Annotated in this window: 7 protein-coding genes; 3 read left to right on the forward strand and 4 right to left on the reverse strand. The window is 43.5% G+C overall.

Translation table 11 applies throughout. From position 1 onward, the window contains the following. The first annotated feature begins 48 nt into the window (after positions 1–48). Together L1D46_RS07580 and L1D46_RS07585 are read left to right on the forward strand one after the other, a co-directional pair. Entirely contained in the window at positions 49–3570 is a 3522-nt protein-coding gene (locus L1D46_RS07580) for an ATP-binding protein (RefSeq protein ID WP_130052930.1), read from the forward strand. A gap of 127 nt (positions 3571–3697) precedes the next feature. Next, positions 3698–5203 carry a DUF2235 domain-containing protein gene (locus tag L1D46_RS07585; protein WP_130052931.1) on the forward strand — a complete coding sequence of 502 codons (1506 nt, stop codon included), beginning with the start codon at positions 3698–3700 and terminating at the stop codon, positions 5201–5203. Here L1D46_RS07585 and L1D46_RS07590 read toward each other — a convergent pair whose 3' ends face one another. Beyond that, positions 5204–5956, reverse strand: a complete 753-nt coding sequence (locus L1D46_RS07590) for a transporter substrate-binding domain-containing protein (protein ID WP_130052932.1) — start codon at positions 5954–5956, stop codon at positions 5204–5206. 657 nt (positions 5957–6613) lie between these two features. Between L1D46_RS07590 and L1D46_RS07595 the strand changes: the two genes are divergently transcribed. Next, the gene (locus tag L1D46_RS07595) at positions 6614–6874 is read left to right on the forward strand and encodes a zinc ribbon domain-containing protein (protein WP_130052933.1); all 261 of its coding nucleotides are present in this window, start codon (positions 6614–6616) and stop codon (positions 6872–6874) included. A 262-nt stretch (positions 6875–7136) separates the two neighbouring features. On the opposite strand, the gene L1D46_RS07600 is transcribed toward L1D46_RS07595, so the two are convergent. The 3 genes from L1D46_RS07600 to L1D46_RS07610 form a co-directional block, all read right to left on the reverse strand. Beyond that, positions 7137–9770 (reverse strand): glycosyl hydrolase family 18 protein, encoded by a 2634-nt coding sequence (locus tag L1D46_RS07600; RefSeq protein WP_130052934.1) that lies wholly within the window; start codon positions 9768–9770, stop codon positions 7137–7139. A gap of 65 nt (positions 9771–9835) precedes the next feature. After that, positions 9836–11443, reverse strand: coding sequence for a lytic polysaccharide monooxygenase (locus L1D46_RS07605; RefSeq protein WP_130052935.1), 1608 nt, complete (start codon positions 11441–11443; stop codon positions 9836–9838). A 52-nt stretch (positions 11444–11495) separates the two neighbouring features. Next, positions 11496–14660: a glycosyl hydrolase family 18 protein gene (locus L1D46_RS07610; protein WP_130052936.1), complete on the reverse strand. Its 3165-nt coding sequence runs from the start codon at positions 14658–14660 to the stop codon at positions 11496–11498. Positions 14661–14858: the final 198 nt, after the last annotated feature.

Raw genomic sequence — 14858 nt, forward strand, 5'->3', positions numbered from 1 at the left:
AACCAAACCTTACTGTCGACTCACGTTTTCGGTATGGAGGGCTAAACCATGGATTACGAAGTATTACACCAGAAAAAAGCAACAACCTCTGAAGGACGCTTTTTAGTGCCATTAGCGATTGCTTTTATCGGCGCCATTATGTGCTCAGCAATCTTCTTTTTCGAGCTACAACTTCATAAAAATATTAATAACAGTGTTGCTGAACGACTGAGAGAATCAAGCGCTACCGTAGATGTGCAGATAAATGAGAGTATTAATAAATACAAAAACGATTTACAGTTTTTATACTCCACCCCACCCATAGCAGGGCTTGCAAGAGCCGCTGCGAACGATGGCAATGATCCGCTAGATAGCACCACCTCAAAGCAATGGAAAAAACGTTTAGAAACGATATTTGTCGCGTTTTTACAATCCAACGCTGAGTTCGAGCAATTACGTATCATCAGTACGCAACAAGCAGGACAAGAACTGATCAGAGTAGACAGAGCTGCCGGTGGCATAGTTGTAAAAGCTGATAATCAGTTACAGGATAAAAGTGGCCGTGACTATTATCAGCAAAGTTCGCAATTACCACAGGGTGATATGTATTTATCAGCAATAACACTCAACCGTGAATATGGAAAGCTCGACTATCCTTATAAACCTATGCTACGTATTGCCTTACCCATTTTTGATGAAAATATGCAGCGCTATGGGCTGATTATTGCAAACATTAACACCTCTCACCTATTTGCATCTCTTAATGCGATGGTACAAGCACCAAACTCATTGATCCTAACAGACAGCGAAGGCTACTTTTTAGTACACCCAAATGAAGACTTACGCTTTAGTCGCGACTTAGCACCAAACAAACGCTGGGACTCAGTGTATAAATCTGAACCCGCCTATCTAGAAAATATACTCAGCATTAGCTCTAACCTTGCAAGCGGGCAACAATACCAAGCATTAAGTAAACGCATTCCATTTACTGGAGATTTAGAAACAGGGTTTATAGATGCCCACATTATGCTTCCTCATTCTGAAATAAATGCGATGGAACGCGAACAGAGGATCAGCACTTATGCATTTTTGTTAGGCGTATCTGCTTTTTTGGTGTTTGTACTTGGATTTTTGCATCGAAATTTAAAGCGTAACCGCGAGCTTGCCGAGGCAAGAGCGGTATCTTCAGCCATTATTAGCGGCTCAAAAGATGCCATTATTGCAATAAGTGATATCGGTCTGGTGTCTAGTTGGAATAAAGCAGCCACTGAATTGTTTGGTTTTCAACGTGAACAAGTCTTAGGGGCAGATATAAACAAACTGAATCTATTTCCAAATATTAACATTAAAGAGGTATGTAACGAGGTTAAAAGCCGACGAAAGCAACATGAAATTGAAGTCGACTATCAGCAAAGCAATCAACACACGACTCATTTAGCACTCGCTTTTTCAGCTATCTTTGATGAACATCATCAACACAACGGCACAGCCATCCTCATTCGCGACACTACCGTTGAAAAGCAAGCGAGCGACAAAATTAAGCAAATAAATAACGAACTCGAAATTAAAGTCGCACAAAGAACTGCCCAGCTAGAAAAAGCCAGCCAAGTTAAAAGCGCTTTTATATCAAATATCAGTCATGAGATGCGAACACCACTAAACGGTGTTATTGGCACACTCAATTTAATAAAACGAGAGTCACTAAGTAATCAACAACAGCATTATTTAGAAATGACAGAGGTAAGCGTTAATAGCTTGAACGTACTTATTAACGACATTCTTGATTTATCAAAAATTGAGGCTGGCAAACTCGACTTGGACAAAAAAGCGTTTAATCCTATTAAGTTTTTTGAAAGCTTAAGTGGCAGCATGGCTGTTAAAGCACAAGAGAAAAACCTTGAATTTATTTTAGATATTGCCGATGTTGAGTACAGCTCGATTGTTACAGACCCTCATCGCTACTCACAAGTGATTACCAATTTAATTAATAACGCGATTAAATTTACTAAAACAGGTTTTATAAAATTTACCGCCACAAGCAAACGACTTAGCGATGATAACGTTGAGCTATGCTGCACAGTTCAAGATACCGGAATTGGTATTGCGCCTGAACACCAAAATAAATTGTTTAGTGCTTTTACCCAAGCCGATAATAGTGTTGCTTCACAATATGGCGGCACTGGACTTGGTTTATCAATATGTAAGCAACTAGCCAGTTTACTCAATGGGCACATATCCTTTGAATCAACGAAGGACAAGGGTAGTACTTTTACATTTACGATTAAATTGGATAGCCAAAATGTAGAAAAACGCCAACCAAGTAGCCGCTTAAAAGGCAATGTATTTGCTGTGTCAGTTAAACAACCAGAGCTTGAACGAAGCTTAACAAAACTAATCTCTCATTGCGGTGGACAGCTCACGAATGTTGACCTAGAAAGCTTTGAGGTAAGCGATAACATGCCCTTTGATACGCTAATTTTAGAGCCTGGCAATCCGTTACTCGCAAAACTTGATAGCTTTACTGAAAATACCTATGACCATAGCCTACCCTTTAAATTAGTGGTGCTTATAAACCCAACCGAACCACCACCGCAAGCTAAATTCTGCACCTTTATGCGCTTATCTAAACCTGTGCTTATCTCTGAGTTTTTATTAAAACTAGCTGATGAACGACTCATACAAGAGCAGCCTGCTCAAGACACAACACCACTTCGTCGCGAGACTGATACGCAAATTCACATAGATGTTGATATTGCAGGCGCAAAAGTGCTCATTGTTGATGATAACGATATAAATGCTGCAGTTGCCAAAGGCACATTAATGAGCTTGGCACTGCGCTTTGAAATGGCGTCGAATGGTCAGCAAGCCATTGAAATATTGGCCAGTGCACCTGAAGACGATCCATTTAACTGCGTGTTAATGGACTGCCAAATGCCCGTGTTAAATGGCTATGATGCTGCGGCACAAATACGCAAAGGGGCTGGTGGAGAGTACCATAGCGAGATCCCAATTATTGCCATGACAGCCAATGCCATGCTCGGTGAGCGTAAAAAGTGCTTAAATGCAGGTATGAGCGATTACATCACAAAACCTATCAGTGCAGATAAATTGATTACCACTACGGCGAAATGGGTTGCATCAACGTACCCTAAACATCATACAGCGCCAAAAACGATTGCCGTGCCTGAGGTAAATCAGTCGCCCGCTATACTGCAAGAAGAATTAATCGATGAAGAAAAACAGCATTGGAATCGCGAAGCTGCCCTCGGTCGTTTGATGAATAACGAGGTGCTATTAAACAAAGTGAGTAAGATGTTTTTAGAAAGCTCACATAAAAAAATAACGCTGCTAACACAAGCAATCAAAGACAAAGACTACCATGCGATTGCAACCACCAGCCATGCGCTTAAAGGAACCTGCGGCGATGTGGGCGCAGCCAAATTGCACCTGCACTTTACTGAACTAGAGGTACTGGCCGCAAGTAAGGGCAATACGCTAAAAGATATTCAACTTAAGCTACTCGAAATCGAAAAAGACTACGAGATTTTGTTAGAAATTTTACAAAAGCATACCGTAGCCAGGGTCGGCTAATTTTATTAATAGCAAATAAATGGGCTTTGAAAATCAAAGCCCATTTTTCATTAAAGCGCCGCATATTTGTCTTCTAATTTTCATAAAGTGGGAGTATGTTTATACAAACCACTAAAGGAATGACGCTATGACCGCTAAAACGCTGATTTTCAACTTTGATGGCACAGGCAGTGAGCCTCGTGATGCTGAACAATTCAGCGCTGCACACTTCAAAGAAGACGCCAGTATTTCTAATATTCTTAAACTTCATTTACTTTTTGGTGGCGCACTCAATAGCGAACCCGAAACACCATTTCCAACCCAACTTAGCTTTTATTATCAGGGCATAGGCACCCAAGGTAGCCGCTTTCGACGCTTATTTAACCAAGCACTTGCGCCTAGAGGTGATGACGTTGCCAGCATTTTAAACCGTGCGCTGAGCGACTTTAAAAGCTACTACACTGTTGGCGATAAAATACTACTCACTGGCTTTAGCCGCGGTGCAGCGCTAGCAAGACGCTTTGCCAAGTGTTTAGAGCCACTTATTAGTGATGATGTGTACTTGTGTGTATTTGATACCGTTGCATCTATTGGTTTTTCAAAAGTAACTAAGGCAACCCGTGGTGCTGAGCACGTTATTTTTGAAAACTACACGCTAGCAAATAATGTTAAAGCAGCCCTTCATTGCGTTGCTCTCGATGAAAAGCGCCGTGCATTTGAACCGACACTTATAAATAAAGCACCGCACGTTCAAGAGATCTGGTTTGCGGGCGCTCATTCAGATGTTGGCGGCGGATACTATCGAGATGGTTTAGCCGACATTTGTCTTCGATATGCGATTGAGTGGCTTATTGAACAAACCGTAACGCTAAACCTGCTCACCAGCGCAGATATCAATTACAACACCTTATTACCTGAAGAGCACAGTAACCTCATCGCCCAAGATGATGTGACCGTTACCCCTGATCCGCTGGCACTGAGTCATCAGCAAAATTATTTTTGGTTTAACCCCCTGTTTAAACTAGTAGACCGCGAATGCTGTGTTCTGGTTGATAACGAACAAAGCACGTTCGCGCCAACCATTCATTACACCGTCGCAGAGCGTATTAACCGCCTAACAAGCTATCGTCCAGAGTCGTTAAAAAGCCTTCACTACGATGTGCTATATAATGATGAAACGCGCTTAAATTTTAAGGGATTAAGCCCGCATATTGCGCTTGATAAGCAAAATATGACGGTGCTGAGTATTGATGAGAGTAAAGATGTATTTGTGTATGGTGCCGAAAAGTACAACCACACAGGCTTAATGTTGGAGCAAGGCGGTACTTATCGCTTCACCCCTTATCCTGAACAAACCTGGTATGACGATGGTATTAGCTGCGGTCCAGCAGGCTGGCATCGAGATAATATCCAACTTGGTGTGAAAGAAATTCCAATGGCCGTGCTAGAGCCATTTAGACGTTTACCGCACGCACAATGGTTTGCGCTGATTGGCGCTATCGATAACAACGACGATCACTTATTTGAGATTGCTGAGGGTGCCGATATTCGTATTACTAAATCTGGCGAGTTTTGCCCTTTTGCCAACGACCTAAACCGCTTTTATGGGGCGAATGCGGGGCGGATTAAACTGCGCGTTACTCGTTTGGGTTAATTACTTAATTACATACCGAGCGGTAATTTCGATTATCGCTTGCTGATTTTTTAGAATAGCAGAATCAATAGCTGCTCTTTCTTCTGCTGACAAGTTAATTTCATTAAGCATTAGATGAACACTGTCATTGTGGACAATATAAGGGTAGATTTCGATACCCCGCAGCTTATTTTTTTGAATTAAATATAAACCAGCTAATTCATCATCAACAAAAAAATCGACTCGCCTAGCAACTAGCATAGCGAGGCGCTGGCGTAAGGACGCCACTGTAACGAGTTGTTCTTTGTATTTAGCTTGTTGAGCTAACTGAGTAAATTCTGGGCCATAATAACTACCGCTATTAGTCAAAATTACTTGCTGATGATCAAGTAACCCTTTTAAGTCTAGAGCGTCTAAACGGTTATGGGGATACCAAAATAACCGCATCACCTCATTACGGTAAGGCTCTGAAAAGAAGCTAAATGAATCACGCTCTTTGCTATAGCTAGCAGCTGGCAACACATCAATTTTACCATGTTTTAGCTCAGCAAAACCGCGCTTTGAAGACGGCATAATAACGAATTTAGCGCAAAAGCCCGCATCCTTTAGTATTAGGTTTACTATATCAATATCAATGCCAGTCAGCTGATCATTTTGGGTAAATGCATAAGGCGCCCATTGCTGACTAATGCCTACCTTTAAGGTTTTCTCACAACTAAAAGCAGAAGCACTTATTAAAGCAGTAAGAATTAATAACAGCACTTTTAAAACCATCAACACACCTTAGTTTAAGTACTTAGAACTGACTTTCTTTTAGTATGGTTGATAATTGTTGAAAGACCAATGTATGAAATAAGAAACAGAAAGTTAGCAAGCTTTAAGTTACGAGGGGAAAGTTACGAGGTATGAGGTGACTGCCCGTAGGACTGGCTTTAGCCGGGAAATGTCTTAAGTTAGCGAGTTTCAAGGGGAAAGTTACGAGAAACGAATTACGAGGTACGAGTCTGTAGCGGCGATTTTACATCGCGTTTATCTTGTTTTTTCTTGTCTCGTTATCTTGCTTTAATTGTCTCGTTATCTTGCTTTAATTGTCGCGGCATAAAGCCGCTGCTACAGATAGGCGTGAAACTTGTTTCGCGTGTCTGAAGATAAGAAATTTGAAAGGTTTACATGGATTATGTTTGATTCTATTCGGCACTAAAGTACCTCCTACAAGGCTTAAATCGCTGAGAAGAACACTCGACCTGACCAACCCCACAGCTGGACTGACATCTAAAGACTAAAAGCCAGCGATTTTACATCACGTCATGGCTACTTATTTCGATTAGCTACAAATACAATTGTATGATAAAAAGGTACAGCCAAAAAAGGACCATTCTCTTTTTCTTTTATGGGTTGTCTTAAATTTCTCAATTAATAAATAGGTTACAGATGTCATTTATTTCAAAGTTAGGCAAGGGCCTTAAAGGTGCTATGAGCGCCGTAAAATCAGACGAATACCAAGTAAACAACGTAAAAGCGAAATGCATTCATTGCGGGCATCATCACTTCGAGCTAGGTCACGCACAATTAAATACCGCAGGTATGACTTTTTTGAATTTAGATTGGGCAAATGACAGCGCGTCTTTGTTATCGTGCAAAAAGTGCGGCTTCATCATGTGGTTCGCGGTTGAGCCAAAGAAAACGGTTTAATTGTTGGCGAGTTTCAAGTTTCATGATCTGACTGCATAAAAGTAGATACCTGTTTGGAGTTAGTAATCATGAAAGTAAAACCATATCGTAAACATTCGCTCGTATCTCGCAAACTTTCCCTTAGAGCCTAGATCCTAACGCCTTTCCCATTTCTAACTTTACTCTTTCCCCTCGCTAACTTCCTCCCACAAAAAAGCAGCCTTAAGGCTGCTTTGAAGGGAAATCACATTTTAATGATGGGCATTAAATGTGGTTATTACACTTAAAGTGCTTTCCATACATCTGCGACACCTGGCTCGTCTCCTTGAGTCCACCATTTCGCTTCGTATTTATTACCTTGGTGAGTGACTTGATCGCCACCGTTGTAGATACCCGCAGCTTGCCACACAACATCACCATTACCGTCAGTTGGTTGTGAACTTGCTTCCCATGGGCCACCTAAATCAGGGCGGTCGCCTTGTGTCCACCACTTAGCAGTATACTCTACGCCATTATAAGTCACCGTATCACCACCTACATAGATAGCCGCTGCATCCCATGTAGTTTCACCACCTGGCGGAGTTGTTGTGCCAGAATCTGTCACTTTGACATTAAAGCTCACAGCTGTAGCTGTTTGTCCATCACTTACCGAAACCGACACAACATAACTAGTATCTGCATCAACGCTGCCCGCTTGTAAGCTTACATCAGCACCAGAACCCACTAACGTTAAGCCTGCTGGTACTGTCCAGCTGTATGAAAGCGCATCGCCATCAGCATCAGATGCCGAAACCGCTACAGCCACACTCGCCTCTTCAGCCACTGTTTTATCTGCAATGGCCGCAACCACTGGTGCTTGGTTCTCACCTGTTGTTGGTGCTACAACATTCACTGTAACGTTACGGCTTACACTTGCCTCACCATCGCTAACACTCACAGCAACCGTGTATTGCGTATCAGCAGTCACTGATGGTGCAGTAATAACAAGTGTATTTGAATTTTCACCGCTTACTGTTAACGCGCTGTCAGCTGTCCAGCTAAAGCTTAGTGGATCGTTATCTGCGTCAGTTGCCGATGCAGTCACAGATACACTTTCGCCCGCATTAACAGATACGGAGCTTGATACAGATAGCACGGGCGCTCTATTGCTAGGCTCAGTGACTGTACCACCCAACCCCTCATGCATTGCATTAAGAATATCACCATTATCAGCATCAATTTCCCATGCAAATAAGCCACCTAAATTATGCTGATTGACATAATTACCTTTAGCAATAACTGATGCAGGGCTGTCATATGTAATGAGCTTGCCTGTTGAACGATTCCATACATACGCACCTTTTGCTTGCTGATCATACCCCACTTCAAAGCCATTAATTCCAGTACCTGAAGCACCGATCATATTGGCTTTAATGCCTTTATAATCAATAACACCATCTTCCCAAACGCCCTGCGCAGTGCTGCCTTTAAGTGGGCCGGTCCCTGTTGCTGTCATTGGATTTCCATCAATACTTGTGCCTGTTGGATAAACGCCTTCCCAACCACGACCATACATAGCGGTACCTACCACAATTTTCTTCGATGGTACGTTTTGCGCTAGCAATAACTGAACTGCATTGTCGGTTGTGTAAGCCGGGCCTTTATATGGAACACCTTCCTCATCAACACCTGTGCCATCGCATTGACCAACGCGGAAATGCGATGAACAATAAAGCGCTGTTTGGTGGCCCGTCACACCACTCCATGCACCATAAAAGTCATAAGTCATGGCAAAGATATAATCCATATACTGACTAGCGGCTTGATAATCAACATCTTCAATTTTGTCATAACCTGCACCAATCGCTGATGTTAACTCATACTCACGACCTGTCTCTGCTTCGAGTTTGTCAAGCATCGCACGAAGCTCTTGCATCAGCGCTACGTATGCTGGGCCATCAGCAACTGGGTCGCCTAGGTTTGGATTAGCACCATCACCACCAGGGAACTCCCAGTCAATATCAACACCGTCGTAGAACTTCCACGTTCTTAAAAACTCTTCCATTGATGCCACAAACGTGTCGCGGTTTGCTTTATCGGTAAAGTAAGCAAATGGGTCTGATAAAGTCCAACCACCTACTGATGGTAAAATTTTCAGATCAGGATAACGCTGCTTTAACGCCATTAACTGCGAATAGGTACCACGAATTGGGTCATTACTATCAACACCTGGTAGCGCTTTTTGAATCGCTGCCCATGGGTCGTGGATCACTACTTCAAAATCTTGCGAGCCAGCACATGCGGTATTTAGCGCGTTTTTAGGGCCACCTGTTAACGAGTCATTAGGTCCACAAATTGGAATAAATCCATATAAGATATGACTGAGATTTTGCGCTGGAATATTGGTTACATCGTAGTCACGGCCATAAATCCCCCACTCAACAAAGTAGGCACCGGTTACAAGGCCGTCTTTGGTGCCGATATCTTGGTTGTTTGGATCATAATCCATCGGCAATGGCGCTAAATGGCCGCCATCTGTGTCGGCAATAACGATTGGCTTACCTTCACTGCGAGCACAGGTGGTGCCGCCTTCACATAGTTCTAAATACATTGTGTGACGACCCGCTTTATCATACGGGAAGCTAATAACACCACTTTTAGTGCCTGCGGCAAGCGAACCTTCATTAACCAGCATATCATCAAAATACACTTTGTAGCTGTCGCCGCCATCACCACTCCATGCGTTCCATTCAATGCTGATAGTTACTTCATCAACACGGTTCACCAAACTCTTATATGAACCTGTGCCTTCAAGATCAACCTCAACAAATGAGTACTCTTGTGGCTCCCAAATGATGGTTGGTGTTGAAGGTGCCGCATTCGCTGCACTTGCAAAGAGTGCAACACCAATGGCTGCGCTTAATTGTTTTATATTCATGATTCTCTCTTATCTGTTTTTATATAGCGTTACGCTGTTATTGATAAAGTTTGAACTACAAAACTTTAGATTTCTGTCCATACTTGGCTGGCACCCGGTACATCTCCTTGGGTCCACCACTGCGCTCGATAGCGCTGTCCTTGATAGGTTACTTCGTCGCCGCCTTGATAGGCTTTGCCGCTGTTCCACTCGATTGATGCACTGCCAGATTCAAGCTGCCATGCATCACTACTGTCTGGTTGTTCGCCTTGATTCCACCATTTCGCGCTGTAAACGCCGCCGTTGAAACTCACTTTATCGCCCGTGTTGTATTGGCTTGTGCTATTCCAAGCAGGCACGCTCGGATCAACAGGGTCAGGGTCGACCACCGCGCTATTAAGCACAGTCACGGTAAAACTTACTTGGCTTGTGAGCTCGCCATCTGACACCGATACACTCACGGTGTAACTTGCATCAGCATCCACAGCAGGGGCTGTTAGCGTGATATTGGCATCATTACCCGTAAAGCTCAGTGGTGAAGGTACATCCCAGCTATAAATTAATGTGCTTTGCTGATCATCAAAGGCATGAAGGTGTATCGCTGTGCTGCTGCCTTCTTCGACTTGAAGGTCGTCTGGTTGATGAATATTAGGCGCGGTATTGTCAGGTGCAGCTTGTACGCTTAGTGCAAAGCTGTAATTTTCATTCGTTGTAAAGACCTGATTAGTTAGTAAATCTGTAGCATCAAAGACAATATCTCCAGCGCTATTTTGCACGCCAATATTAACTAAGTGCGCGTAATTCAGGTTTAACAGCGCCGCAAATTCAGCCTGCCAATTAGCTTGATTATCAGCTGTGATCTGCATTTGTTGAGTAAGTAACTCTTGGCCATTTTCATCAAATAACCGAGCTGACACACTACCGCCAACCTCAGCGTCTTGTCCTTGACGAACAAAGTAGCTGATTGCTGTCCAATCGCTTGGCTCTGTCGGGGTCGCATCGCTAACGATATTAATATCGCTACAGTTGTAGAAGCCTTCGCCACCGGCATCATCTCGTTGCCAACGCGTATATAATATAGCATCGCCACTGCGCCCTTGCGGGATAGACACACTCATTTCATAGTAACGGTCGTTATTAGCATCAATGCTAAAATCAAGATTACCGTACTCTTCGACAAGCTCTAGGTCATCCCAAGTAAGCACTTGAGTCGCACTATCAAAGCCCGGTTTTGTTAAATAAAACTGCCAAAAACTCGGGTTATGCGGCGTACTCGCTAAAAAGCGCACTAAAATATCGCCATTTGCATTAGGAATAACCTCACTGCGTTGCCAATGCGCTGAAGGTAAATCCATACCGCGTTTTTCTGGGTCGCCTGCTGCACATAGTCGGCCATCAGGTACACTTTGTTTAACTGCCGCAAGGTTTGTGTAATCAATGGTATTAGCCGAAAATTCAATGTCTTGCACAAACTGCACATGCCCTGCTTCAACAAACGCTGCTCGACAAGCAAGATTAGGAATACCCGTGCCATCAGCAGGCCACCAGTACCCGCCATCGGCATTACAAAATGCTTGGCGTGCCTTTGGGCTTTCTAAGAATCCGTGGGCATTCACATGGCTTGATGCACAGGCAAGCAGCATGCTGGTTGCCACTGCCGATAAAGACAATGCCTTTGATTTCATTACTTTCATTGTTGTTCTCGCTGTAGAAATGCGGAGCAAAGTCCTTGCTCCGCTTAGTTGGTTAAAGCGTGCAACTCACCGTCCAGTCAGCAGATGTGCCTGGCTCTGTGCTCGTCCACCACTTTGCTTCGTAAATCACGTTGTTGTGATACATTAGGTCGCCGCCAACAGCATGGCTTGGATTACCAGCCCAATCAGTTTGCGGCCAATTTGGATACACTGGGATGCTCGCTACATCAACACCATTACAGCTTCCCTCGCCACCCGTACCACCACCGGTGTCACCGCCAGTATCACCACTGCCGGCAGTGCCATCCGGTAGCATTGGGTATTCGTATTTGAAGGCGTAGGTTTTGCCATTTTTCTCAATAGTGAAGTTAGTTGGCCCTGTAATTGGCATGTAGTACATAACTTGTGCTTCAACGGTTTCACCTGTGTTAAATGACTTTTCGATACCGCCCCACTCATTCACTAAAGTGATTGAAAAACGATGGAACTCATTTTCAAAGCCGCCGATATTATCGCCAGCCGCATTAGAGCCATTCGCTTCAACAGCCATACCGAGCTTTTCTTGTGCATTCCAATTTGATTTGAAAATCGCAGAGGTAGAAACGGGCACATCAAAGCTGATTTTCGCGCCGCTTAAGTCGATATCTGAGTTATTGGTGAATGCGAATGTAGGTGAAATTGGGTAGTTATCATCACCAATTGGGAAGTCTTTCACTGCAAAGCTTACGTCAACAGCTTCGCTAGGAATGGTGAAATCGACATTGCCTTGATGAGTGTTGTAAGCCACACCACTTTGGTTAAATTTATCGTAAGCAAGTGTGGTTAAGCTTGAGCCCATGAAGTACTCACCTTTCGCTGAGTCATAATCATAGTCACCGGCAAGCTCCCAGAACATGATGCCACCTAGGCCATTGTTGATAACATAATCAACTTTGGTTGCCATTGATTGCTCATCTTCAATTGATAAGAATACCTTTTTCTCTGCATTCCAAAGCCATGGAGCAACAGCTACATCATCGTAGAAACGTGTATAAGTTCCTGTTAATACATCGTCTGCATCGGTTTCTGGCGTGAGGCCATAGATTTCAAGGTAAGAAGGGTTAATGCCATTTTCGAGGTTTTTCGCATGCCATAGCGGGTTTGAACCTGCTGGCATTTCTTCACCAACATCGTTCTTATCGTGCCATAGGTTATCAATGCCGAGTGCGCCATTACCACATTGGTTTTTCTCACCAACGCCGGTCCCTTTAGCACATTTTGATTGATCTGGCAGCGCTGCTTGACCCCATAAACCATTAGTACCACCAGATACATCTTTAAAGCCACGAGTGTAATATGGAATACCAATATTGATGCGACCAGCAGAGACCGCACCGCGGAAGTAACGCACAGCCCAATCAGTATTTAAATAACCAATTCCTTCAAACTCCGCAGTGGTATAAACGCCCCATTGCGCTAATTCAGAATCAAGACCAGTATCGAACAAGGCTGCGTTGTGGCCTACATGTGAATTCCATGCACCATGTAAGTCATAAGACATGATGTTAACGTAATCAAGATACTTCACGCTTTGGAATGTTTCCATACCACGTAATAAGTATCCTGAAGATGGCGAAGCAATCGTTAACAAGTAATGCTTACCAGCCTTTTCACCTGCAATATCAAGTTCTTCACGTAGTTTTTGCATCAATACACGATAAGAGGCATTAAGACCTGCGCGACGTGCATTAGAGATAGGAAAATCATCAGGGTGGCCTGAGTCATTCATTGACGATGGGTATTCGTAATCAATATCGACACCATCAAAACCGTAGGTTTCAATAAACTCAACAGCACTTTTCGCAAAGGCATCAATCCCCGCTTGGTTCACTGAGCCATCGGCATTGGTTGTCATCGTGTAGAAACCACCGCTATTTACGCGAGTACCGTCTGCACCAAAATAACCACCGGTTTCAGCCCAGCCACCTACAGAGATTAAGGTTTTGACATCTGGGTGTTGTTTTTTAAATTTATTGAGTAAGTTAAAGTGACCTGTGTAACTAAAGCTTGGATCCATTTCAGCGCCGGTAACGCCCGGCCAAGTCATGTTTGTCGCTGGGTTGCCAGCTGCATTTGGATCACCTATCGATACTTTGTTATTGCCATCAACATGCGCAAAGGCATAGTTAATATGGGTGATCTTGTCCCATGGAATATCATTAACTAAGTAACTTGGCTGACCATTGGCACCATTTCGCCAACTAGTAAAGTAACCAATAACACGGCGTGGGTGATCTGCGCCCATTTTCTCACGGCCATTTGCATCATATACGCTACAGTATGGGGTATTCACACCTGGGGTTTGATATAAGCCTTGCGGTTTACAATCTGTACCTGGTTCTGTTGCTTCAACAACATTAACAACTTTGCTTTGTGTCCCCGTCGCGCCTTCGTTATCGGTCACCGTTAAGGTAAATGAAAATTGCCCAACTGCAGGTGCCTGCCAGGTATAACTTGAAGAAGCAGCACTTGCTTGATGAACTTCGGTGCTGTTTTCAGTTAACGATAACGCAGTTACTTGGCCATCGTTATCAGTGCCAGAAAGCGCAAACACCACACTGTCACCCACCGTTACTTGCGATGGCAGTGAGCTAAATTCAATGCTCGCCACCGGCGATTGGTTAACTGGCTCAACGTCATCAGACACACTCACTGAATGTGCAACGGCTGCAGAGGTTAGGCCTAAATCATCCGTTGCGACCGCACTAATCACATGACTGCCTTGGGTTGCTTGCCAGCTCGCTGAGTAAGGTGTGCTTGTCACAACACCCAGCGATGTTCCATCAACAAAAAACTCTACACTTGCCACGCTACCATCAGGATCAGCGGCAACCGCACTTATGACAACGCTGTCACTAATGGTAAATAAAGAACCCTCTGCTGGTGTTAAGCTGCTAATTTGAGGCGCTTGATTCTCATTGACAACGCTGTCACAAACACCCAATAAACGCCACTCTTGATCGACACCAGAAGTCTCCACAGGATTAGTTTGCGTCCACCACTTGGCTTCATAAGCGCTACCTTGTGCCTGAACCTGATCACCACCAACATGAGTTTGCCCTTGTTGCCAAATTTCTAAACTGCTGCAATCAATCGCAGCCTGTGCTGTAAAGCCATATAAACCCAGTGACAGTGCACTCAGTTTAAAAGCATTTTTTATTAATTTATGCGAGCTCATTCGCTCCCTCCGCCCAAAGTTTTATAACATTTATTTTACAAATCCAACTTTAAAGTAACACAAAGTGGTAGTTCGTCAAGCCCAGTTCTACCTATAACAGGTAAAATAAACGCACTTTTTGGTGTATGATTTATTTAAAACCACTAAAAAAGAATTAATTATTTTCATCAAAAAGCAAAAACGAGAATGATTCTACCG

It is taken from the genome of Pseudoalteromonas sp. Isolate3, assembly GCF_022398505.1.
GTDB lineage: Bacteria > Pseudomonadota > Gammaproteobacteria > Enterobacterales > Alteromonadaceae > Pseudoalteromonas > Pseudoalteromonas apostichopi.

Excerpts from the sequence above, each read along its gene's own strand:
- L1D46_RS07600 (WP_130052934.1), bottom strand. The coding sequence starts at position 9,770 with ATGAATATAAAACAATTAAGCGCAGCCATTGGTGTTGCACTCTTTGCA.
- L1D46_RS07610 (WP_130052936.1), bottom strand. The coding sequence starts at position 14,660 with ATGAGCTCGCATAAATTAATAAAAAATGCTTTTAAACTGAGTGCACTG.
- L1D46_RS07595 (WP_130052933.1), top strand. The coding sequence starts at position 6,614 with ATGTCATTTATTTCAAAGTTAGGCAAGGGCCTTAAAGGTGCTATGAGC.
- L1D46_RS07605 (WP_130052935.1), bottom strand. The coding sequence starts at position 11,443 with ATGAAAGTAATGAAATCAAAGGCATTGTCTTTATCGGCAGTGGCAACC.
- L1D46_RS07580 (WP_130052930.1), top strand. The coding sequence starts at position 49 with ATGGATTACGAAGTATTACACCAGAAAAAAGCAACAACCTCTGAAGGA.
- L1D46_RS07590 (WP_130052932.1), bottom strand. The coding sequence starts at position 5,956 with ATGGTTTTAAAAGTGCTGTTATTAATTCTTACTGCTTTAATAAGTGCT.
- L1D46_RS07585 (WP_130052931.1), top strand. The coding sequence starts at position 3,698 with ATGACCGCTAAAACGCTGATTTTCAACTTTGATGGCACAGGCAGTGAG.